Consider the following 23,017-nt stretch of genomic DNA (forward strand, 5'->3'; position numbering starts at 1 on the left):
GCCGCAAGGGTACGGCGGTTCGGGACGGTGAATGGATCTCGATAGGCTGAGGTCCACACCACGTTGCCGTAAGGCTCCAGGCGCGGCGCGTACGCAAGGAGGATCGAGAACTGATGGCAGGCAACTCGGACCCGCTCACGCCGCGGGCCAAGCTGGCCGTGACCGCGGGCAAGGCGGTCGCGGCGGCGTCACGCGCCGCCGGGCGCGGCAGCGGTTCGGTGATCGGCGGCCGGGTGGCGCTCAAGCTCGACCCCGACCTCCTCGCGCGGCTCGCCCAGAACCTGGACGTCACCCTGGTCTCGGCGACCAACGGCAAGACCACCACGACCCGGCTGATCGCCGAGGCGCTGCGCGCCGCGGGCCCGGTCGTCTCGAACGCGCTCGGCGCCAACATGCCCGCCGGCATCACCTCGGCGCTCGCCGGCAGCTCGGACGCCCGGTTCGGCGTGATCGAGGTCGACGAGAAGTACCTCGCCGGCGTCGCCCGGGACACCGACCCGAAGTGCATCGCGCTGCTGAACCTCTCCCGCGACCAGCTCGACCGCGCCGCCGAGACCCGCATGCTCGCGGAGGCCTGGCGCGAGGGGCTCGCGGGGTCGAAGGCCGTCATCGTCGCCAACGCCGACGACCCGCTGGTGGTGTGGGCCGCGTCCTCCTCCCCCAATGTGATCTGGGTCGCCGCCGGGCAGATGTGGAAGGACGACGCCTGGTCCTGCCCGTCCTGCGGTGGCGTGATGCAGCGGCCCGGCGACGACTGGTTCTGCGGTGAGTGCGGATTCCGGCGGCCCACGCCGAGCTGGGCACTGCGCGGCGACCACGTCCTCGACCCCCACGGGTCCGCCTGGCCCATCCATCTCCAGCTGCCCGGCCGCGCCAACAAGGCGAACGCCGCCAGCTCGGCCGCCGTCGCCGCCGTCTTCGGCGTACCGCCGCAGGTCGCCCTGGAACGCATGTACCAGGTGCAGGCCGTCGCCGGACGCTACGACGTGGTGCAGTTCCAGCAGCGCGACCTCAGGCTCCTGCTCGCCAAGAACCCGGCGGGCTGGCTCGAAACGTTCAGCCTGATCGATCCTCCGCCCACCCCGGTGATCCTTTCGGTGAACGCGCGCGGCGCGGACGGCACCGACACCTCCTGGCTGTGGGACGTCGACTACACGCGCCTGGCCGGCCACCCGATCTGTGTGATCGGCGACCGGAAGCTGGACCTCGCGGTGCGTCTGGAGGTCGCGAACCAGCACTTCCAGGTCTGCGACGACCTCGACCAGGCGGTTCAGATGTGCCCGCCGGGCCGGATCGAGGTCATCGCCAACTACACCGCGTTCCAGGACCTGCGCCGCCGCGTCGGCAACTGACCACTCGGAGGACACAAGTGAGCGACAACAGCCTGCGGGTCGTCTGGATCTACCCCGACCTGCTCAGCACGTACGGCGACCAGGGCAACGTCCTGGTCGTGGAGCGCCGGGCCCGCCAGCGCGGCCTGGACGTGGCCCGCCTGGACGTGCGCAGCGACCAGCCGATCCCGACCTCCGGTGACATCTACCTCATCGGTGGCGGCGAGGACCGTCCGCAGCGGCTCGCAGCCGAGCGACTGCGCCGGGACGGCGGTCTGCACCGGGCCGCCGAGAACGGCGCGATCCTCTTCTCGGTGTGCGCCGGCTACCAGATCCTCGGCCACGAGTTCATCAACGACCTCGGCCAGCGCGAGCCCGGCCTCGGTCTGCTGGACGTGGTCTCGGTGCGCGGCGAGGGCGAGCGGTGCGTCGGTGACGTGCTCGCCGACATCAACCCGCAGCTCGGCCTGCCCCCGCTGACCGGCTTCGAGAACCACCAGGGTGTCACCCACCTCGGTCCGACGGCCCGCCCCTTCGCCAATGTCCGCCTCGGCAACGGCAACGGCACGGGCGACGGCACGGAGGGCGCTTACAACGACACGGTCTTCGGTACGTACATGCACGGCCCGGTGCTGGCCCGCAACCCGCTGATCGCGGACCTCCTGCTGAAGCTGGCACTCGATGTGAACGCACTGCCGCCGACCGACGACCGCTGGTACGAGGCGCTGCGCAACGAGCGCATCGCGGCTGCTCAGCAGCCTGCCTGAGGCCGGGCCCGCGGTGTGCGGGAACCAGCCCGTCTGACGTCGCCTGCGCACAGGTGAGCGGGGTCGTCCAGCAGGCGGACGTACGGTGCGGCCCCGCCCCCTCCTGCCGCTAGGGTGGCGGGGTTCGAGCCGGACAGCGCGGTCCGGTCCCGTGCCACGTTCAATAGCTGAGAAGGTTTGTTCGGGCTATGCGCATTGGTGTCCTCACGTCCGGCGGCGACTGTCCCGGCCTGAACGCCGTCATCCGGTCCGTCGTGCACCGTGCCGTGGCCGACCACGGTGACGAGGTCATCGGCTTCCGTGACGGCTGGAAGGGCCTCCTGGAGTGCGACTACCTCAAGCTCGACCTCGACGCGGTGGGCGGCATCCTGGCCCGCGGCGGCACCATCCTCGGCTCCTCCCGGGTCCAGCCCTCCCATCTGCGGGACGGCGTGGAGCGGGCCAGGGGACATGTCGAGGAGCTCGGTCTCGACGCGATCATCCCCATCGGTGGTGAGGGCACCCTGAAGGCGGCCCGGCTGATGTACGACGCCGGCCTGCCGATCGTCGGTGTCCCGAAGACCATCGACAACGACATCGCCGTCACCGACGTCACGTTCGGCTTCGACACGGCCGTCGGCGTCGCGACCGAGGCCCTGGACCGGCTGAAGACCACCGCCGAGTCCCACCAGCGCGTCATGGTCGTGGAGGTCATGGGCCGCCACACCGGCTGGATCGCCTTGCACTCCGGCATGGCGGCCGGCGCGCACGCCATCGTCGTACCGGAACGGCCCTTCGACATCGAGGAGCTGGCCCGGAAGGTCGGCGAGCGGTTCGAGGCGGGCAAGCGGTTCGCCATCGTCGTCGCGGCCGAGGGGGCCAAGCCGAAGGCGGGGACCATGTCGTTCGACGAGGGCGGCAAGGACATCTACGGTCACGAGCGCTTCGCCGGGATCGCCAACCAGCTCTCCATCGAGCTGGAGGAGCGGCTGGGGAAGGAAGCGCGGCCGGTCATCCTGGGGCATGTGCAGCGGGGCGGTACGCCGACCGCGTACGACCGGGTGCTCGCCACCCGTTTCGGCTGGCACGCCGTGGAGGCCGTGCACCGGGGCGAGTTCGGGAAGATGACCGCACTGCGCGGCACGGACATCGAGATGGTGTCCCTGGCGGAGGCGGTCGAGACGCTCAAGACGGTGCCCGTGGAGCGTTACGACGAGGCGGAGTGCGTCCTCTAGCACGTCACTCGGTGCGTCACGTGCATCACTTCGTACGTCGCTTCGTACGTCACTGATCTTGTACGGAATGGAAGAGTCCGCCCCCGGTCGCAGCTGCGGCCGGGGGCGGTTCTAGTCTGGGTCCGGACAGACAGCGCACAACCCCCACGAATCAGGAGCCGTTGGATGGATCACAGCGGGCACGGCATGACCATGGATCTGCCGCCGTTCACGCTGGGGCGGGGTCTTCAGTGGTCGGCGGACCCGTTCTTCCTCGTGGCCTGCCTGGTGGGGCTCGCGCTGTACGCGTACGGCGTCGTACGGCTGCGGCGGCGCGGTGACAAGTGGTCACCGGCGCGGACCGTCTCGTTCGTCCTCGGTGTGCTGACCATCGGGCTCGTGATGTGCACGAAGCTCAACGACTACGGCATGGTCATGTTCAGTGTGCACATGGTGCAGCACATGATCATCAGCATGCTGTCGCCGATCCTGATCCTGCTCGGCGCGCCGGTCACCCTCGCGCTGCGTGCGCTGCCGACCGCCGGGAAGGGCCGCAAGGGGCCGCGTGAGCTGCTGCTGATGCTGCTGCACAGCCGGTACATGCGGATCATCACGCATCCGGCGTTCACCATCCCGCTGTTCATCGCGAGCCTGTACGCGCTGTACTTCACGCCGCTCTTCGACATCCTGATGGGCTCCAGGACGGGGCACATCGCGATGATGGTGCACTTCCTCGCCGTGGGTGTCGTGTTCTTCTGGCCGATCATCGGGGTCGATCCCGGGCCGCAGCGGCCGGGTTATCTGATGCGGATGCTGGAGCTGTTCGCGGGCATGCCGTTCCACGCGTTCTTCGGCATCGCGCTGATGATGGCGTCGACGCCGATGGTGGAGACGTTCAGGAACCCGCCCGCCTCGCTCGGCATCGACGCGCTCTCCGACCAGACCGCGGCCGGCGGCATCGCATGGGCGTTCAGCGAGGTGCCCTCCGTCCTGGTGCTCCTCGCGCTGCTGTTCCAGTGGTACGGATCCGAGCAGCGGCAGGCCAGGCGCTCGGACCGCGCCGCCGACCGTGACGGCGACAAGGAACTTGAGGCATACAACGCCTATTTGGCCTCATTGAACGCACGCGGCCGTTGAAGGCTTCGCCATTCGGAAGCATTCAGTAGCATGAAGTGCATCGGGGGAACCGCACGGGGGAGCGGTAATGACACTTCGCGCATTTATGCAAGGAACCGGGAAATCGGCGATCGGTAAGATCGCCGTCCTGCTCGTTTTCGTTCTGGCGCTCAGCGGCTGTGACCGAAGTGCGCCACTGCTCATGGTGAAGGCGGTGGCCGCGGGAGTGCCTTCTCTCGCGCCTTTCTTCGACGAGGGCGGCGGTCTCGGCCATGACGCCGTGGTCAGGTCGCAGGCCGTGCACGGGAGTCTGCAGCAAGGGGACACACCAGGCCTGTACGGGGGCACGAAAAAGCCGACCATCTGCGACGTCAAGCAGCTCAGGGCCTTCCTCACGGACCCCGTGAACCGGCAGAAGGCACAGGCCTGGGCAACCGCGCTGGACATCACCACGGCCGGGATCCCGGAATATCTGGACCGGCTCACTCCTGTTCTCCTGCGTCACGACACTCTCGTACAGAACCACGACTACAAAAAAGGAAAGGCCGTCCCCTACAACTCCTTGCTCCAGGCGGGAATCGCCGTTCTCGTCGATGAACAGGGGCTTCCGGCTGTGAAGTGCTCGTGCGGAAATCCGCTCCGCCCCTTCACGGATGACACGAACAGGATTTCGGTCAGGTTCGAGGACGGCAACAAGAAATGGCGGGGATACCAGCCCTCCTCCGTGGTGGCCGTGCGGCCCGCGCCGCGGGGTATGGAGCGGCTCGCCCTGGTCGACGTCGACGATCCCGGCCGGGGCGTCGACCGGCCGGTCGGCACGACGGGCGGGCACGACAAGACCTTCGACACACGCAAGCAGCGTGCGGTGCCCGACCTCGCCGGGACCACGTTCGGGGATGCGAGCCGACGGCTGGCCGACAAGGGCCTGGCGGTCGGGTACGAGGGGAAGGTCCCGCCGCCCGGCGACGCACGGGTGACGGCGTCGGACCCGCCGACCGGGACCGAGCTCGGGTTCGGGGAGTACGTGACGCTGAGCGTGGCCGGCGGGGCGAAGGGAGGCACGTCCGCGGAGACGTCCGTGGAAACGTCCGGCGGGTCGACCACTCCCCCGGCGCCGCCCTCGACCTCCGGGCCGCCGTCCACCGCACCGCCGTCGTCGCCGTCCTCCCCGTCCTCGCCGTCCTCGCCGTCCTCGCCGTCCGCCCCGTCGAGCAGCGGGGCGGGGCCGTCGCCCGCCCCGCCGAAGTCGAGCGCGCCGCCCGGCTCCAAGGCGCCCCCGTCCCGTGAGCCGCCCGGTTCGCCACCGACGACGGCCGGCTCGTCCCCGGCCGGCGATCCGGTCACCAGCAGCCCACCGCCACCCAGCGACCCCGTCACCGCGAGCGCCCGGCCGCCCGAGACCGTGAGCGCTCCGGCCACCGGCGAGCCGCCTGCGAGCAGCGCCCCCGCCACGGGTGAGGCCGCGCCTTCGGGGCCCGCCTCGATCGTCATTACGTAGCGCCCGCGCAGAACCCGGGAGTCACCGGATGCATTCAGGATCACCGACGTCGGGAGTGGGCCGGGTCATCGCCGGCCGTTATCTGCTGCTGAATCGGCTCGGCAGCGGCGGCATGGGCCATGTGTGGCTCGCCCACGACCAGAGACTCGCCTGCGAGGTCGCGCTCAAGGAGATCGTGTTCCGGGACCCGGAGCCCACCGGCGACGAGCGGGAGGCCCGGGTCGCCCGCGCCCGCGCGGAGGCCCGGCACGCGGCGGGGCTGCGCGGCCATCCGCACGTGGTGACGGTGCACGACGTGCTGGAGCACGAGGGGCTGCCGTGGATCGTCATGGAGTACGTGGCGGGCGCCGTCGACCTCAAGGAGCTGGTCGAGACGCGCGGACCGCTCGCGCCCGCCGAGTGCGCCCGCATCGGGCTCGCCGTACTGGACGCGCTGACCGCCGGGCACGAGCGCGGCGTCATGCACCGAGATGTGAAACCGGCGAACATCCTGCTCGCGCCGGACCGCACCGGGGCGCCGTACGGCCGCATCCTGCTCACCGACTACGGCATTTCCGTGCAGCCGGACACCGGGGAGACCCGGTACACGCTGGCGTCCGTGCTGGTGGGGACGTCGGGCTATCTGGCGCCGGAGCGCGCCACGGGCGCGTCGCCGACCCCCGCCGCCGATCTGTTCTCGCTGGGCTGCACGCTCTACCACGGCGTTGAGGGCCGGGGCCCCTTCGAGCGCGAGTCGCATCTCGCGGAGGTCACCGCGGTGGTCATGGAGGAGCCGCGTCCGGCCATGCGGGCCGGCGCGCTGGGCCCCGTACTGCAGGCGCTGCTGGTGAAGGATCCGGGGCGGCGGCCGTCCGCGACGGAGGCGGAGGCGGCGCTGTCGCGGATCGTCGCGTCGCAGGCCGAGGCGTACGCCCATACCCGGACCGACCTCGGTTCGCAGCCGCCCTGGGCCGCGATGTCATACGGGACGGTCCCTTCCCCTCCTGCGCCCGGACCCGGGCCGGACGGCTTCGGGCCCGTCGTCGTGTCGTCCGCGCCCGCCCACCGCCGCAGCGAGCTGCCGCGGGTCCTGCGGGCCGTCCTCGCCGCCTGTCTCGGCCTGGTGCTGGCCCTGGGCGGCGTCTGGTACGCCACGGCGCACCAGACGAGCGGCGGCGACCGGACCGAGTCGTCTCCGTACGGCACGGCCGTCGGGCTCGCCCGGCCGCTCAAGGACGGGGAGTGCGTGCTCGCGGACTGGCCGGGCTCGGCGCGTTTCCAGGGCACGCCCCGGCTCGCCCCGGATCCGACCTGCACGGACAGGGCTCCCGACGGGCAGGTGATGGCGTTTGTGACGGCGGCGTCGGCGGATGAGGCGCGCAGGCTGGGGCCGGCCCGGTGCGAGCAGCGGACCCAGGAGATCCGGGAACGGCTGGCCGATGTCCGCAGCGTGGCCGTCGTGCCGACACAGGCCGGCTTCGACACCGCGGGACGGCGCACCGCCTGCCTGGTGCTTGGCGCGCACGGGCCGGTGTACGGGCCGCTCGGCGACCGGCGGAAGGTCGGCACGCCCTTCGCCGACACGGCGAACATGCAGCGGCGCGACTGCCTCCGGATCCGTTCCGACCGGGACGCCCGCCTGGTGTCCTGCGGTGGTCCGCACGACGAGCAGGTCCTCGGTTTCACCCGGCTGGGCATGGGCGTCACGCTCACCCGAGCCCGTACGGAGTCGGACGCGTCGTGCGCGAAGGACGTGCCGCCGAGCGACTACGGCTTCGACCCGTCGCTCTACACGGCGGGCTCCTGGACCAGCGAGGGACCGTGGAAGTCGGGCACGCATTTCGTCGTCTGCACCGTCCGGAAGCAGAACGGGGGCACCATGGAGGGGAACGAATCCTGAGGAGGGTGTTGCGATGCCCGGTTCTGCGGACAGTTCTACGAAGGTGATGGGGGCCGTCACCGTCGGCGGTCTCGTCGTCGTGACCGCCTACACGGTGGCGCTCGGCTCCAACGGCTGGCTGTGGTTCGGCTGGGTCGTGCTGGGCCTGCTCACTCTCGGGATGGTGGCGACCCGCAGTACGTGACGCTCATTCCCCGGTCAGGCGCCCGGCCGAGTGCACGCCCGGCTGGTACTTCGGCAGCCGGGCGGTGATCTTCATGCCCGCGCCGACGGCGGTCTCGATGACGAGCCCGTAGTCGTCGCCGTAGACCTGGCGCAGCCGGTCGTCGACGTTGGACAGCCCGATGCCGCCCGAGGGGCTGATCTCGCCGGCGAGGATGCGGCGCAGCAGGCCAGGATCCATTCCTGCGCCGTCGTCCTCGATGACGACCAGGGCCTCGGCTCCGGCGTCCTGTGCGGTGATGCTGATGTGGCTCTTGCCGACGGGTGCCGCCTTGCCCTCCAGGCCGTGTTTGACGGCGTTCTCGACGAGCGGCTGCAGGCACAGGAAGGGCAGGGCGACCGGCAGCACCTCGGGGGCTATCTGCAGGGTGACGGAGAGGCGGTCACCGAAGCGTGCCCGCACGAGCGCCAAGTAGTGGTCGATGGCGTGGAGTTCGTCCGCGAGGGTGGTGAAGTCGCCGCGCCTGCGGAACGAGTAGCGGGTGAAGTCGGCGAATTCCAGAAGGAGTTCGCGGGCCCGCTCGGGGTCGGTACGCACGAACGAGGCGATCACGGCAAGCGAGTTGAAGATGAAGTGCGGGGATATCTGGGCCCGAAGTGCCTTGATCTCGGCCTCGATCAGGCGGGTGCGGGACTGGTCGAGGTCGGCCAGTTCGAGTTGGACGCTCACCCAGCGGGCGACCTCCCCGGCGGCGCGGACGAGGACTGCGGACTCACGCGGGGCGCAGGCGACGAGGGCCCCGTGCACGCGGTCGTCGACGGTGAGCGGGGCGACGACCGCCCAGCGCACCGGGCAGTCCGGGGTGTCGCAGGTGAGCCGGAAGGCCTCGCCGCGGCCGGTCTCCAGCGGCCCGGCGAGGCGTTCCATGATCTCGGAGCGGTGGTGGCCGCCCACGCCGTCCCAGACCAGGACCTCCTTCCGGTCCGTCAGGCACAGCGCGTCGGTGCCGAGGAGGGTGCGCAGTCTGCGGGCCGACTTGCGGGCGGTCTCCTCCGTCAGGCCGGCCCGCAGCGGCGGCGCGGCGAGGGAGGCGGTGTGCAGGGTCTCGAAGGTGGCGTGCTCGACGGGGGTGCCGAGACCCCCGAGGCTCTCCGGGCGGGCCGTGCGTCTGCCGAGCCAGAACCCGGCGGCCAGCAGGGGGAGGACGGCCACGCACAGACCGGCGAGGAATCCGCTCATGCCTTCGCCTCCGCCCCCAGCGCCTCCGGCAGATGGAACCGCGCCAGAATCGCCTCCGTCCCGCTCGGCACCCGCCCCGGGGTGGCCAGGGACACCAGCACCATGGTGAGGAAGCCCAGCGGCACCGACCAGAGAGCGGGCCAGGCGAGCAGCGCGTGCAGCGTGCCGGTGCCCGGGAGGCCCGCCATGGTCACGGCAACGGCCACGAACGCGGAGCCGCCGCCGATCAGCATCCCGGCGGCCGCGCCCGGCGGGGTCAGCCGGCGCCACCAGATGCCGAGGACGAGCAGCGGGCAGAAGGACGAGGCGGACACGGCGAAGGCCAGCCCGACCGCGTCGGCGACCGGCAGCCCGCCCACGATGGCACTGGCGGCGAGCGGTACGGCCATCGAGAGCACCGTCCCGAGCCTGAAGTGCCGTACACCGCGCGTCGGGAGGACGTCCTGGGTGAGCACTCCGGCCACGGCCAGGGTCAGCCCGGACGCCGTGGACAGGAACGCGGCGAAGGCGCCGCCCGCGACCAGCGCGCCGAGCAGGTCGCCGCCGAGGCCGCCGATCATGCGGTCGGGCAGCAGCAGGACGGCGGCGTCCGCGTCACCGGTGAGGGTGAGTTCGGGGGTGTAGAGGCGGCCGAGGGCGCCGTAGAGGGGCGGCAGGAGGTAGAAGGCGCCGATCAGGCCGAGCACGGCGACCGTGGTGCGGCGGGCGGCGACGCCGTGCGGGCTGGTGTAGAAGCGGACGACGACGTGCGGCAGGCCCATGGTGCCGAGGAAGGTGGCGAGGATCAGCCCGTAGGTGGCGTACAGCGGGCGTTCCTCGCGGCCCGTCTCCAGGGAGGTCGACATGCCGCCGTTGGTGCCCCGGTCAGCCCTCGGGACGGGCGCGCCCTCGGCGAAGGTCAGCCGGGTGCCGGCCTCGATGCGGTGGGCGCCGGCGGGGAGGCGGATCCGCTGCTCGTCATGGGAACGGCCGTCGATCGTGCCGCTCGCCGTCACGGTGAGCGGGCGGTCGAGGGTGAGGTCGAGGCCGTCGTCGACGCGTACGACGCGCTGCTCGCGGAAGGTCGCCGGCTCCTCGAAGGCGTGCCTCGGTGCCCCGTCGCCCTGCCATGCGAGGACCAGGAAGAGCGCGGGGACGAGCAGCGCGGTGAGCTTGAGCCAGTACTGGAAGGCCTGCACGAAGGTGATGCTGCGCATGCCGCCCGCGGCGACGGTCGCGACCACGACGACGGCCACGATCAGCCCGCCGAGTGACTGCGGCGCACCGGTCAGCACCGTCAACGTCAGCCCGGCGCCCTGGAGTTGGGGCAGCAGATACAGCCAGCCGACACCGACGACGAACGCCCCGGCCAGCCGTCGCACCGCATACGAGGCGAGCCGGGCCTCGGCGAAGTCGGGCAGGGTGTAGGCGCCGGAGCGGCGCAGCGGGGCGGCGACGAACAGGAGGAGGACCAGATAGCCGGCCGTGTAGCCGACGGGGTACCAGAGCATGTCGGGGCCCTGGACCAGGACCAGGCCGGCGATGCCCAGGAAGGAGGCGGCGGAGAGGTATTCGCCGCTGATGGCGGCCGCGTTGAGGCGGGGCCCGACGGTGCGGGAGGCCACGTAGAAGTCGGAGGTGGTGCGGGAGATGCGCAGGCCGAACGCGCCGACGAGGACGGTCGCCACGACGACGAGGGCGACGGCGGGGACGGCGTAGCTGGAATTCATCGGTCCTCGTTCATCGGTCCTCGACGAGGCGCACGAAGTCCCGTTCGTTGCGCTCGGCGCGCCGTACGTACCACAGGGCGAGCAGGACCAGCGGGGCGTAGAGGCAGAAGCCGAGGACCAGCCATTGCAGGCGGCGGGCGTCCGGCATGGCGGCGAACACCAGTGGCAGCGGGCCGATCAGCAGGCCGAGGAAGGCGAACACGGCGAGCGCGGCGCGGAGTTGGCTGCGCATCAGGGAGCGGACATAGGTGTGGCCGAGGGTGGTCTGCTCGTCGATCTCGGTGCGCGGGCGGTAGTAGCCGGAGGCGGGGTACCGCCCGCGCGAGCGAAGCCCGGCGCGCGGAAGGGTATGGCGGGGCGGGCCGGTGACGACGACGCGCCGCTCGGCGGGGTCCTGGCTGGGCACGGTCAGGGCCTCCTCATCAGCAGGTCCCGCAGTTCGCGCGTGTGGCGGCGGCTGACCTGGAGTTCCTCGTCGCCGACCAGGACGCTCACCGTGCCCGCGTCCAGGCGGAGTTCGCCGATGTGGCGCAGGGCGACGAGGTGGCGGCGGTGGATGCGGACGAAGCCGCGGGAGCGCCAGCGCTCCTCCAGGGTGGACAGCGGGATCCGTACGAGGTGGCTGCCCCGGTCGGTGTGCAGGCGGGCGTAGTCGCCCCGGGCCTCGACGTGGGTGATGTCGCCGACGGCGACGAAGCGGGTCACACCGCCGAGTTCGACGGGTATGTGGTCGGGGTCGGGTTCGTGCACGGGGATGCGGGGGGCGGCGGTGCCGGTGAGTTCGGCGGCCCGGCGGATCGCCTCCGCGAGGCGTTCCTTGCGGACCGGCTTGAGCACGTAGTCGACGGCCTTGAGGTCGAAGGCCTGCACGGCGAAGTCCTCGTGGGCGGTGACGAACACGACCAGCGGCGGCTTCGCGAACCCGGTCAGCAGCCGGGCGAGGTCGAGGCCGTCGAGGCCGGGCATGTGGATGTCGAGGAAGACGACGTCGATCGCCTCCGGCCCGCCCGGACCGGACTCCAGCGCCCGGTTGATGCGGCGCAGCGCCTCGGTGGCGTCGCCGGCGCCCTCCGCGCCGGCGATGCGGGGATCGGCGTTCAGGAGATAGAGCAGTTCCTCCAGTGAGGGGCGTTCGTCGTCGACGGCGAGGGCGCGCAGCATGAACCCGGAGTGTAGGTGGAATCGGTACGCCAGGACATGTGCCGGGCGTGGACGTTCCTGCTGGATACAGTGCCGACATGAACAGCAGGCCCGCGCCGTTCGACCAGACCGACCGGAAGATCATCAACGCGCTCATGGTCAACGCCAGGACGAGCTTCGCCGAGATCGGTGCGGCCGTCGGACTGTCCTCCACGGCCGTGAAGCGGCGCGTGGACCGGCTGCGCGAGACAGGCGTGATCACCGGGTTCACGGCCACGGTGGAGCCGTCGGCGCTCGGCTGGCGCACGGAGGCGTACGTCGAGGTGTACTGCGAGGGCGCGGCCCCGCCGCGGCGGCTCGCGGAGGTGGTCCGCAACCATCCGGAGATCACGGCGGCGATGACGGTGACCGGCGGCGCGGACGCGCTGCTGCACGTGCGGGCGCGGGACGTGGACCACTTCGAGGAGGTGCTGGAGCGGATCCGGGTCGAACCCTTCATCCGGAAAACGATCAGCGTGATGGTGTTGTCCCATCTGCTCCCGGAAAGCCCGGAGGCGGGCGCCACCCAGCCCGCTCCCGAATAAACGTCCGCATGCGCAGCACAGCTGCGCTCGAACGGCCGAAGACGCAGCATTCCTGCGCGGACACGCAATTCTTGTTGCTTGTCGCGCGTCAGGGTCACTTCCTACCTTGGTGTCAACCCTCAGTCGACACCCCAGGAAGCGGAGGAACCCCTCTGTGTCCGACTCCCGTGTGCCGCGTCGGCGGCGCTTCCTCGTCTGCGAACCCAGACATTTCGCCGTGCAGTACGCGATCAACCCCTGGATGCAACCCGACGCCCAGGTCGACGTGGATCTGGCTCATCAGCAGTGGCAGGCGCTGATCGGCGCCTACCGGGCCCACGGCCACAGCGTGGACATCGTGGAGCCCGCCCCCGGTCTCCCGGACATGGTCTTCGCCGCGAACTCGGCGGTCGTCGTGGGCGGCCGCGTCTTCGGCTCGCTCTTCCACGCGCCCGAACGGCGCCCGGAGTCCACGTTCTACGACACGTGGTTCAAGAGCGCGGGCTTCGACGTCCACCGGCCCGAGTCCGTCTGCGAGGGTGAGGGCGACCTGGTCTGGACGGGCCGCTACGTCCTGGCCGGCACGGGCTTCCGTACGACCCGCGAGGCGCACCGCGAGGTGCAGGAGTTCTTCGGCCACCCGGTGATCAGCCTGACGCTGGTGGACCCGCGCTTCTACCACCTGGACACGGCGCTGTTCGTCCTCGACGACGACAACGTGTCCTACTACCCGGAGGCGTTCTCGCCGGGCAGCCGGGAGGTGCTCGCGCGGCTCTACCCGAACGCCGTGCTCGCCACCGCCGAGGACGCGATGGCCTTCGGCCTCAACTCCGTCTCCGACGGCCGCCACGTCTTCATCGCGCCCCAGGCCGAGGCGCTCACCTCCGCCCTCACCGACCGCGGCTACGTCCCCGTCCTCGTCGACCTGTCCGAGTTCCGCAAGGCGGGCGGGGGCATCAAGTGCTGCACTCAGGAGATCCGTTCATGACCGCTCCCGTCACCACGCGTACGTCCGCCGACCTGATCCGCGCCGAGGAACCGGTCCTGGCGCACAACTACCACCCGCTGCCCGTGGTGGTCGCCCGTGCCGAGGGCACCTGGGTCGAGGACGTCGAGGGCCGCCGCTACCTCGACATGCTGGCGGGCTACTCGGCCCTGAACTTCGGTCACCGCCACCCGGCCCTGATCGAGGCGGCCCACCGCCAGCTGGACCGCCTGACCCTCACCTCGCGCGCCTTCCACAACGACAAGCTCGCCGAATTCGCCGAGCGGCTGGCCGAGCTGACCGGCCTGGACATGGTGCTGCCCATGAACACGGGCGCCGAGGCGGTGGAGAGCGCCATCAAGGTGGCCCGCAAGTGGGCGTACGAGGTCAAGGGCGTCCCCGCCGACCGGGCGACGATCGTGGTCGCGGCGGAGAACTTCCACGGCCGTACGACGACGATCGTCAGCTTCTCGACGGACGAGACGGCACGGGCGGGCTTCGGCCCCTTCACCCCGGGCTTCCGGATCGTGCCGTACAACGACCTGGCGGCGCTGGAGGCGGCGGTCGACGAGACGACGGCCGCCGTGCTCATCGAGCCCATTCAGGGCGAGGCGGGTGTCGTCATCCCCGACGACGGCTATCTGGCCGGCGTGCGGGAACTGACCCGCCGCGAGGGCTGCCTGTTCATCGCGGACGAGATCCAGTCCGGGCTCGGCCGCACGGGCCGCACCCTCGCTGTCGAGCACGAGTCGGTCGTCCCCGACGTGCTGCTGCTGGGCAAGGCGCTCGGCGGCGGCATCGTGCCGGTCTCCGCGGTGGTCGCCCGCCGGGACGTGCTCGGCGTGCTGCGCCCGGGCGAGCACGGCTCGACGTTCGGCGGCAACCCCCTGGCGGCCGCGGTCGGCACGGCCGTCGTGGAACTGCTGGAGACGGGCGAGTACCAGCGCCGGGCGACCGAACTGGGCGTGGTCCTGCGCGGCGGCCTGTCCGACCTGGTCGGCAAGGGCGTCACCGGCTTCCGCGCGCGCGGCCTGTGGGCGGGTGTGGACATCGACCCGTCCATCGGCACCGGGCGCGAGATCGGCGAGCGGCTCCTTCGGGAGGGTGTCCTCGTCAAGGACACCCACGGCTCCACGATCCGGCTGGCGCCACCGCTGACGATCACCGTTGAGGAGCTCCGGTCGGCGCTGGGAGCGCTGGAGCGGGTCCTGGGTTCGTGACCCCGGTGGGGAGTGGGAGGCGGCCGGACCCGGCCCCCACTCCCCACCGATCCCCCAGCCGGTGCCCGAAGGGTGAAGACTGGGTCAAGTGGTGGTAGACCACTCTCAGCGACAGAGAGGTCGGCCGTGGGCACTCACGAGGAGCAGGACGTCGCCCGGCAGCGGTTCGACGTGGCCGATGCCGTGCCCTTGTTGCTCGACGCACGGGGCATGGTGATCAGCTGGACGCAGGACGCCCAGCGGCTGCTGAGGTATGCGGCCGCCGAGGTGGTGGGAACCAGGGTCACCGGGCTGCTGCACGACGAGGACGCCGCGCGACTGCCCGAGCTGGCCGAACGGTGCCGCAGGGACGGCGGCTGGGCGGGGCTGCTGACCGCGCGCCGCAAGGGCGGGCAGCAGGTCAAGGTCATGGTGCGGGTCACCTCGGCGCCGGAGCCGGGAGGTGCCCAACGCTGGCTGGTGCTGCTGAGCGACATGGCCGGGGCGCCGGGCTGGGACATGAGCCGCTCGGTGCTGGAGCAGATGGTCACGGGATCGCCCGTCGGCATAGCGATCGTGGACGCGAATCTGCGCTGTGTGTGGTCGAACGCGGCCCTGGAGCAGTTCGGCGGCGGCCCCGCCAGTGAGCGGCTCGGGCGGCGGATGGCGGAGATCCAGCCCGGCCTGGACGCCGAGGCCGTCGACGCGCAGATGCGGCAGGTGCTGGAGACCGGCGAGCCGGTGTTCGGGTACGAGCAGGTGGGCCAGGTGCGCTCGGCGCCGCACCGGGAGACGGCGCACATGCTGTCGTTCACCCGCCTGGAGGACGACCACGGCCACCCGATGGGCGTGTACTACACGGTCGTCGACATCACCGAGCGCCACCGCGCCCGGCAGCGGCTGGCCCTGCTCGACCGGGCCGGCGAACGCATCGGCCGCACCCTCGACATCGTGCGGACGGCGCAGGAGCTGGCCGACGTCGCCGTGCCGGACTGCGCCGACTTCGTCTCCGTGGACCTGCTGGAGTCCGTGCTGCGGGGCGCGGAGCTCGCGCCCGGGCCGCTGAGCGCCACGGTCCCGGTTCCGTTGCGCCGCGCGGGGCACCAGTCGGTGAACCCGGGGGTCCCGGAGGCCGCCGTCCAGGTCGGCGAGGCGGCCGCGTATCTTCCCGGATCGCCCCCGATCCGCTGTCTGGCCACGGGCAGCTCCTGGCGCGAGGAGCGGCTCGATCCGCTCGCCAAGGCGTGGGCCGCGAACAGGTTCGGTGGCCGGGAGGCGACCTTCCTGGAGCTGGGGCTGCACAGCGTGATGATCGTGCCGATCCTGGCGCGGGGCGTCACGCTGGGCGTCACCACCTTCTTCCGGCGCAGGCGTCAGGAGCCGTTCGACGAGGACGACCTGTGCCTGGCCGAGGACCTCGTGTCACGGGCGGCGGTCTGCGTGGACAACGCCCGCCGCTACACCCGCGAGCGCAACGCCGCGCTGGTGCTGCAGCGCAGCCTGCTGCCCCGCCGGCTGCCCGAGCAGAACGCGGTGGAGGTCGCCGCCTGCTACCGGCCGGCCGACGAGCTGACCGGCCTCGGCGGCGACTGGTACGACCTCATTCCGCTGTCCGGCGCGCGCGTCGCCCTGGTCGTGGGCGAGGTTCCGGGCCACGGCATCGCCGCCGCCGCGGCCATGGGCCGCCTCCGCACCGCCGTCCGCACCCTGGCGGCGCTCGATCTGCCGCCGGAGGAGGTGCTCGCGCACCTCGACGACCTGGTGGCGCGGACGGCCCGCGAGGAGGGCTTCGAGCCGGACGCGCCGGAGGACGCGGGCATCCAGGTCGCCGGTTCGGGCTGTGTGTACGTCATCTACGACCCCGTCGACGGGCAGTGCACGATGGCTGCCGCGGGCCATCCCGCGCCCGCCGTGGTCATGCCCGACGGCAGTGTCAGCTTCGTGGACCTCCCGCAGGGGCCGCCGCTCGGCGCCGGCGGCCCGCCCTTCGAGGCGGTGGAGCTGGCCCTCGCGGCGGGCAGCACGCTCGCCCTGCACACCGACGGGCTGCTGGCCCGCGAGGACCACGACTGGTCCGTGGACCAGGACCGCGAACGGCTGCGCCGGGCCCTGGAGCGCGTCGAGCCCTCGCTCGACCTGCGCTGCCGGGCCGTGGTCGACGCGCTGGTGCCGGCCCGCCCGTACGACGACGTGGCCCTGCTGATGGCCCACACCAGGCTGCTGGGCGCGGACCAGGTCGCGGACTGGGATCTGCCCGCGGATCCGGCGGTCGTTGCCGAGGCCCGCAAGGAAGCCGCCCGGCAGCTGGCCGAATGGGATCTGGACGATCTGGTCTTCACCACGGAACTCGTGGTCAGCGAGCTGGTCACCAACGCCATCCGGTACGCCGAGGGTCCCATCCGGCTGCGTCTGATCAAGGAACGGGCGCTGATCTGCGAGGTCTCCGACGGCGGCGCCACCGCACCCCATCTGCGCCATCCGCGCACCACGGACGAGGGCGGCCGCGGACTGCTGCTGGTCTCCCAGTTCACCCAGCGCTGGGGCACCCGTTTCGTACCCGAGGGAAAGGTCATCTGGGCCGAGCAGTCCCTGGAGGATGCTCCGGCCTGATCCAGGGAACCCGCCCGAACATCACATGAGGTCGGAGAAGAGCGTGGAGCCCGGTGGCGAGGCGGTGGCCATGAACGATGCGGCGATCGACTACGCGAGGGTGTTCCAGTGCCTGCCGGGGATGGTGGCGCTGCTGACGCCCGAGCTGGTGTACGCGGAGGCCAACGAGGAGTTCCTGCGGTTGTCCGGACGTACCCGCGAGCAGGTGGTCGGCCGCCGGCTGTTCGACGTCTTCCCGGACAACCCGCACGACCCGGCGGCATCCGGTATGCGCAATCTGGCGGCCTCGCTGCAGCGGGTGCTGGAGACCGGCGAGCGCGACGCCATGGCCCTGCAGCGCTACGACGTGGAGAGCCCCGAGCGGCCCGGGGAGTGGGACGAGCGCTACTGGAGCCCGGTCAACGCGCCGGTGCTCGGCCCGGACGGGAAGGTGGTGCTGCTGGTGCACCGCGTCGAGGAGGTCACGGAGCTGATCAGGGCGCGGGGCGGCCGCGTCGGCAGCCGTGGCCGGGTGCTGGAGGCAGAGCTGTACACCCGCGCGCGCGAACTGCAGGAACTCAACGAGCGGCTGCGGCAGGCCCATGCCCGCGAGCGCGAGGTGGCCCTCGCCCTGCAGGAGGCGATGCTGCCCGCCCGCCGGCAGGCCGGCCACCACCACGCGGCCGTGCGCTACCGGCCCGCCGTCGGCGCGCTCAACGTGTGCGGGGACTGGTACGACCTCGTCGACCTGGTGGGCGGCGACCGGATCAGCGTGGCGGTGGGCGACGTGGTCGGGCACGGCCTCGCGGCCGCGTGCGCCATGGGCCAGCTGCGCAGCGCCCTGAGTGCCGCCTCCCGCGTCGCCGAGGGCCCGGCCCAGGCGCTGCATGTGCTGGGGCGGTACGCGCACGTGGTCGACGGCGCCGAATTGGCCACCGTCGTGACGACGTTCATCGACTTCGACGAACGGACCATCACCTACAGCAGCGCCGGGCATCCCCCGCCCGTGCTCGTCCATGCCGACGGTCGTGTCGAGTTCCTCGACCGGGCCACCGACCCGCCGCTCGACGCCGTCGCCGGCGCGGCCCCCGGGCCCCAGGCCCGCACGGAATACGCGGCGGGTGCCGTGCTCGTCCTGTACACCGACGGCCTGATCGAACGCAGACACGAGGACATCGACACCGGCCTGACCCGCCTTGCCGACGCCCTCCGCCGCCACCGCGCGGCGGGCCCCGAGGCCCTCGCGGACGCCGTGCTCCTGGAGCTGCTGCCGCCGGGGGGCGCCACCGACGACACCGCCCTGGTCATCGTGCAGCTGTGACCGAGCGGAACCGAGCAGGGCCGCGCAGAGAGGACGGCGCATGCGCAAGGGCCGGGCGCCCGCCAGCAGTTGAGCGTGATCGCGCCATGATGCGTCATCCGGTTGCTGTCTACCGGCCGGTAACTGGAGGCTGGTGCCGCAGTCGTCCCCCCGCACGCGACGCGGCCTCCCGCCGTGTTCCGGTGAACTGCGCCTGCACCTACACTGGCAACCCCACGACACGCCGGTTGACCTGCTGGAACGCGGCGGCACAGGCGATCCGCCGGAGTGAGGAGCGACCTCTTTGTTCTACTACGTGCTCAAATACGTGTTGTTGGGACCCCTGCTGAGACTGGTCTTCCGGCCTCGTATCGAAGGCCTCGAACACGTACCGGCAACGGGTCCGGCCATCGTCGCCGGCAACCATCTGTCGTTCTCGGACCACTTCCTGATGCCGGCGATCCTCAAGCGCCGCATCACCTTCCTCGCGAAGAAGGAGTACTTCACGGGGCCCGGCATCAAGGGCCGCCTCACCGCGACCTTCTTCCGCAGCGCCGGGCAGATCCCGGTGGACCGCACCGGCAAGGAAGCGGGGCAGGCCGCGATCCGCGAGGGCCTCGGCGTGCTGCGCAAGGACGAGCTGCTCGGCATCTACCCGGAGGGCACCCGCTCGCACGACGGCCGCCTCTACAAGGGCAAGGTCGGCGTCGCGGTGATGGCACTGAAGGCGCAGGTCCCGGTGATTCCCTGCGCGATGATCGGCACCTTCGAGGCGCAGCCCCCCGGCAAGGTCATCCCGAACATCCACCCCGTCGTCATCCGCTTCGGCAAGCCCCTCGACTTCTCCCGCTACGCCGGCATGGAGAACGAGAAGGCGATCCTGCGGGCCATCACCGACGAGATCATGTACGCGATTCTGAAGCTGTCCGAGCAGGAGTACGTCGACGAGTACGCCGCCGTCGCCAAGGCGCAGCAGGCCGAGCAGGAGCACGCGAAGGAGCGCCGGTTCCCGCGGATGCCGCTGCGATAGGCCGAGTGGAACAACGAGTGAGGGGCGGCCGGAGTGTTCCGGCCGCCCCTCACTTGCGTTCAACTGCCGGTTACGGCTTGGGCGTTGCGTGCGGGGTGCACGTCACGTCCTTGGTGTCCAGCTTGCCGGTGAGCAGGTAGGCGTCGACCCGCGGGTTGATGCACGGGTTGACGAGACCGGTCACACCGTGCGAGCCCGCGCCCTGCTCGGTGATCAGGCGGGAGCCCTTGAAGCGCTTGTGCAGTTCGACGGCGCCGTCGTACGGGGTGGCGGCGTCACGCGTGGACTGCACGATCAGGACCTGCGGCAGACCCTTGTGCGTCTTGACGTCCACGGGGCTCTGCTGCTTGACCGGCCAGGTGGCGCACGGCAGGTTCAGCCAGGCGTTGGCCCAGGTCATGAACGGGTACTTCTTGTTCAGCTCGGTGTTGTCGCGGTCCCACTTCTTCCAGCTGGTGGGCCACTTGACGTCGGTGCACTCGACGGCCGTGTAGACGGCGTTGCCGTTCTCCGCGGTGATGTTGCCCGCGGTGTCCGACAGGTCCGGGGCGGCCGCGTCGACCAGCGCCTTGGTGTCGCCGGCGAAGTACTTGCTGAAGACCGTCGCGACCGGAACCCACGAGGAGTCGTAGTACGGGGCGCTCTGGAAGAAGCTGATCAGCTCGGCCGGGCCGACGACCCCGCCGATGGGGTCCTTCTTGGCGGTGGCACGCAGTTCGAGCCACTTCGCCTGGACCGCGTCCCGCGTGGTGCCGAGGTGGAAGGCGGCGTCGTTGGCGGCGACCCAGTCCTCCCAGTCCTTCCAGCGGCCCTCGAAGGCGACGTCCTGGTCCAGGTTGGCCTGGTACCAGATCTTCTCCCGCGAGGGGTTGACCACGCTGTCCACGATCATGCGGCGCACATGGCCCGGGAACATGGTGCCGTAGACGGCGCCGATGTAGGTGCCGTAGGAGACACCCAGGTAGTTGAGCTTCTTCTCGCCGAGCGCGGCACGGATCACGTCCAGGTCGCGCACGGTGTTGGGCGTGGTCATCTGCGCGAGCATCGCCTTGCCGCTGCGCTCGGCGCACCCGTCGGCGTACTCGCGGGCCAGCTTGCGCTGGGCCAGCTTGTCGGCCTCGGAGTCCGGCACCGGGTCGGCCTTGGGCGCCTTCACGAACTCCTGCGGGTCAATGCAGGAGATGGGCGCGGAGTGGCCGACGCCGCGCGGGTCGAAGCCCACGAAGTCGTACGCCTTGGCCGTGTTGGCCCAGATCGGGTTCTTGTTGGTGACCCGGGTCGGGAAGCGCATGCCGGAGGCGCCGGGGCCGCCGGGGTTGTAGACGAGGGCCCCCTGACGCTCCGCCGGCGTCCCGGTGTTGCCGATGCGGTCGACGGCGAGCTTGATCTGCTTGCCGTACGGCTTGGCGTAGTCGAGCGGGACGCTGACCCAGCCGCACTGGATCGGCTTGGCGAATCCCCAGTCGGCGGGGCAGTCCTGCCAGTCGATGCCGACCGCGGCGGCCCGCTGGGCGGCGATGGCCTCTCCGCGGGCCTCGCGGTCCTGTCCGTGCCGCGAGCCGGAGCTCGCGCTGGCACTCGGCGCCGCGACGGCGCCGGCTATGAGTGCGGCCGTGACGAGCGCTCCGGCCGAACCGAGCGCCGCAACCCGCCTGTTCCGTCTCATATCCCTCAAGTGGGACCTCCCCCTTCGTCCTTGCGATTGGTAGGAGGATCCTTTCGGCTGGGAAGTCTCCGAGGACAGGGGGCGTTGACCTTCTTTACCAATCCGATAAACGGAGATGACCTCCCGCTCAGCGGAGATTCATCCGAGAGCGGCGAGCGCCTCGTCCAGCACCCGTCGCAGCCGCAGGGCGTCGGTGGCCACGGCGCTCACGAGCACGGCGGGTCCGGCGAGCGGCACGACCGCGGCCCCCTCGCCCAGCACCCGGGCCGCCACCGGCTCCGCCCCGAACTCCGGCCGTACGACGACGAGTTGCCCCACGGCCCGATGCCCGCCCAGCACGGCGGGACCGTCCCAGCCGCCCGGCGCTCCGGGTCCGCAGGCCAGTTCCTGGTCGAGCAGGGTCCGCCCCTCGACCCGCACGGTAAGACGACTGGTGAGCCGCCCGGGTTCCTCGCCGACCCGCCCGAGCACCTGTTCCTCGCGCAGCACGAGCCGCGCGCCGGATCCGAGCTCGGCTCGCGTCGTGACGTACAGATCGCTCCCCTTGGCGGAGATCAACTGCTCGGGCAGCCACTCCAGTTCCGCCCCGTCGGCGACGTCGAGCCGCACGTCGTAGTGTGCCTCGCCCTTCGCCTGTCCGGGAAGCGCGATGGTGGCGGCGGCCGACCCGACACGCAACCGCGCCCCGCGCTCCACCCTCGCCTCCACCGCGAACCGGTCCCCGCCCAGGGGCCCGCTCATCGCCCCGACGAGCATGACCCGTGCCTCGGCGCCACTCCCCCGCGTCCGCCGCAGCGCGAGCGGCCCGTCCCCCTCCAGCGCGGGCAGGGCCGTACCGCCCCTGCCGTCGTCCCGGGCGACGATCCGAGCGGTGGCCCGCACCCCGCTCACGATCACGCCGCCCAGGCGGCGAGCCGCTGCCGCACCCAGTCGGCCACGTCCCGTACACCGGCCTCGGTCCGCAACGACTGGAGGACGACGGGTAGTTCGGCTCGCTGCGCCTTGGCGTCGGCCGCCATCCGCCCGAGGTCGGAGCCGACGTACGGCGCCAGGTCGGTCTTGTTGACGACCAGCAGGTCGGCCGTGGTCACCCCCGGCCCGCCCTTCCGCGGAATGTCGTCACCGCCCGCGACGTCGATCACGAAGATCTGCGCGTCGACGAGCCCCTTGGAGAAGGTCGCCGTGAGGTTGTCCCCGCCGGACTCGACCAGGATCAGATCCAGCGGGCCGACCTCGTCCTCCAGGTCCTCGACCGCTTCGAGGTTGGCGGAGATGTCGTCCCGGATCGCGGTGTGCGGACAGGCTCCCGTCTCCACGGCGGTGATCCGCTCGGGCGGCAGCACGGCTTCGCGCAGCAGGAATTCGGCGTCCTCGCGGGTGTAGATGTCGTTGGTGACGACAGCGAGGGACAGCTCTTCCCGCAGGGCCCGGCACAGCGCGGCGACGGTGGCGGTCTTGCCGGACCCGACGGGCCCACCGAGCCCGATCCGCAGCGCGCGCCGCGAGCCGTCGGGGCGACGGGCGTCGGCGCTGAGGGCGGCGGGGCCGTCGTGGGTGTGAGAGTGGTCGAGATGCATGGAGCGGCTCCTCTGGTTCTTTCTTCGGTGCACTCTCGTCTGTCTTGCTTCGGTGCACTCTCAGCGCGGGTCC

20 protein-coding genes are annotated in these 23,017 nt (G+C 71.4%); 13 read left to right on the plus strand and 7 right to left on the minus strand.

The window, feature by feature from the left end; genetic code table 11:
• The first annotated feature begins 113 nt into the window (after window positions 1-113).
• The 7 genes from ACYUED_RS05285 to ACYUED_RS05315 all read left to right on the plus strand — a co-directional run bounded on the left by ACYUED_RS05285 (window position 114) and on the right by ACYUED_RS05315 (window position 7,968).
• Window positions 114-1,352, plus strand: coding sequence for a MurT ligase domain-containing protein (locus ACYUED_RS05285; RefSeq protein ID WP_266527445.1), 1,239 nt, complete (start codon window positions 114-116; stop codon window positions 1,350-1,352).
• A 17-nt stretch (window positions 1,353-1,369) separates the two neighbouring features.
• Window positions 1,370-2,098, plus strand: a complete 729-nt coding sequence (locus tag ACYUED_RS05290) for a type 1 glutamine amidotransferase (RefSeq protein WP_266795231.1) — start codon at window positions 1,370-1,372, stop codon at window positions 2,096-2,098.
• 188 nt (window positions 2,099-2,286) lie between these two features.
• Window positions 2,287-3,312: a 6-phosphofructokinase gene (locus ACYUED_RS05295; protein ID WP_491291155.1), complete on the plus strand. Its 1,026-nt coding sequence runs from the start codon at window positions 2,287-2,289 to the stop codon at window positions 3,310-3,312.
• A 165-nt stretch (window positions 3,313-3,477) separates the two neighbouring features.
• Window positions 3,478-4,428, plus strand: coding sequence for a cytochrome c oxidase assembly protein (locus tag ACYUED_RS05300; protein ID WP_491291156.1), 951 nt, complete (start codon window positions 3,478-3,480; stop codon window positions 4,426-4,428).
• 181 nt (window positions 4,429-4,609) lie between these two features.
• A complete protein-coding gene (locus ACYUED_RS05305) occupies window positions 4,610-5,905 on the plus strand; it encodes a DUF6777 domain-containing protein (protein WP_491291157.1) in 1,296 nt (431 codons plus the stop codon).
• A gap of 28 nt (window positions 5,906-5,933) precedes the next feature.
• The gene (locus tag ACYUED_RS05310) at window positions 5,934-7,784 is read left to right on the plus strand and encodes a serine/threonine-protein kinase (RefSeq protein WP_491291158.1); all 1,851 of its coding nucleotides are present in this window, start codon (window positions 5,934-5,936) and stop codon (window positions 7,782-7,784) included.
• A gap of 13 nt (window positions 7,785-7,797) precedes the next feature.
• Window positions 7,798-7,968: a hypothetical protein gene (locus ACYUED_RS05315; RefSeq protein WP_491291159.1), complete on the plus strand. Its 171-nt coding sequence runs from the start codon at window positions 7,798-7,800 to the stop codon at window positions 7,966-7,968.
• Window positions 7,969-7,971: 3 nt separating this feature from the next.
• Here the strand turns inward: ACYUED_RS05315 and ACYUED_RS05320 are convergent, their stop codons facing one another.
• From ACYUED_RS05320 to ACYUED_RS05335, 4 genes are read right to left on the minus strand one after another with little or no spacing between them, the layout of a single operon-like run.
• Window positions 7,972-9,186 carry a sensor histidine kinase gene (locus tag ACYUED_RS05320; protein WP_491291160.1) on the minus strand — a complete coding sequence of 405 codons (1,215 nt, stop codon included), beginning with the start codon at window positions 9,184-9,186 and terminating at the stop codon, window positions 7,972-7,974.
• Complete coding sequence (locus ACYUED_RS05325) at window positions 9,183-10,895, minus strand: sodium/solute symporter (protein WP_491291161.1); 1,713 nt, start codon at window positions 10,893-10,895, stop codon at window positions 9,183-9,185. The genes ACYUED_RS05320 and ACYUED_RS05325 overlap by 4 nt, the downstream gene beginning before the upstream one ends.
• 10 nt (window positions 10,896-10,905) lie before the next feature.
• Complete coding sequence (locus tag ACYUED_RS05330; protein ID WP_491291162.1) at window positions 10,906-11,301, minus strand: hypothetical protein; 396 nt, start codon at window positions 11,299-11,301, stop codon at window positions 10,906-10,908.
• A gap of 2 nt (window positions 11,302-11,303) precedes the next feature.
• Entirely contained in the window at window positions 11,304-12,056 is a 753-nt protein-coding gene (locus ACYUED_RS05335; protein ID WP_491291163.1) for a LytR/AlgR family response regulator transcription factor, read from the minus strand.
• Between the two features lie 77 nt (window positions 12,057-12,133).
• Here ACYUED_RS05335 and ACYUED_RS05340 point away from each other — a divergent pair, with 77 nt between their 5' ends.
• From ACYUED_RS05340 to ACYUED_RS05365, 6 genes are all read left to right on the plus strand, one after another.
• A complete protein-coding gene (locus ACYUED_RS05340; RefSeq protein ID WP_266527478.1) occupies window positions 12,134-12,619 on the plus strand; it encodes an Lrp/AsnC family transcriptional regulator in 486 nt (161 codons plus the stop codon).
• A gap of 154 nt (window positions 12,620-12,773) precedes the next feature.
• Window positions 12,774-13,586: a dimethylargininase gene (ddaH, locus tag ACYUED_RS05345; protein WP_491291164.1), complete on the plus strand. Its 813-nt coding sequence runs from the start codon at window positions 12,774-12,776 to the stop codon at window positions 13,584-13,586.
• Complete coding sequence (rocD, locus tag ACYUED_RS05350; protein ID WP_491291165.1) at window positions 13,583-14,803, plus strand: ornithine--oxo-acid transaminase; 1,221 nt, start codon at window positions 13,583-13,585, stop codon at window positions 14,801-14,803. The genes ddaH and rocD overlap by 4 nt, the downstream gene beginning before the upstream one ends.
• Before the next feature lie 126 nt (window positions 14,804-14,929).
• Window positions 14,930-17,392 carry a SpoIIE family protein phosphatase gene (locus tag ACYUED_RS05355; RefSeq protein ID WP_491291166.1) on the plus strand — a complete coding sequence of 821 codons (2,463 nt, stop codon included), beginning with the start codon at window positions 14,930-14,932 and terminating at the stop codon, window positions 17,390-17,392.
• A gap of 70 nt (window positions 17,393-17,462) precedes the next feature.
• Window positions 17,463-18,692 carry a PP2C family protein-serine/threonine phosphatase gene (locus ACYUED_RS05360; protein WP_491291167.1) on the plus strand — a complete coding sequence of 410 codons (1,230 nt, stop codon included), beginning with the start codon at window positions 17,463-17,465 and terminating at the stop codon, window positions 18,690-18,692.
• A gap of 283 nt (window positions 18,693-18,975) precedes the next feature.
• On the plus strand, window positions 18,976-19,701 hold the full coding sequence (locus ACYUED_RS05365; RefSeq protein ID WP_491291168.1) for a lysophospholipid acyltransferase family protein: 726 nt from the start codon (window positions 18,976-18,978) through the stop codon (window positions 19,699-19,701).
• 70 nt (window positions 19,702-19,771) lie between these two features.
• Here the strand turns inward: ACYUED_RS05365 and ACYUED_RS05370 are convergent, their stop codons facing one another.
• From ACYUED_RS05370 to ureG, 3 genes are all read right to left on the minus strand, one after another.
• Window positions 19,772-21,367, minus strand: a complete 1,596-nt coding sequence (locus ACYUED_RS05370; RefSeq protein WP_491291169.1) for an alpha/beta hydrolase — start codon at window positions 21,365-21,367, stop codon at window positions 19,772-19,774.
• A gap of 138 nt (window positions 21,368-21,505) precedes the next feature.
• Window positions 21,506-22,273, minus strand: coding sequence for an urease accessory protein UreD (locus ACYUED_RS05375; RefSeq protein WP_491294142.1), 768 nt, complete (start codon window positions 22,271-22,273; stop codon window positions 21,506-21,508).
• Complete coding sequence (gene ureG / locus ACYUED_RS05380; RefSeq protein WP_491291170.1) at window positions 22,261-22,944, minus strand: urease accessory protein UreG; 684 nt, start codon at window positions 22,942-22,944, stop codon at window positions 22,261-22,263. Before ureG ends, ACYUED_RS05375 begins: the two co-directional genes overlap by 13 nt.
• Window positions 22,945-23,017: the final 73 nt, after the last annotated feature.

It is taken from the genome of Streptomyces sp. DF42, from assembly GCF_058267695.1.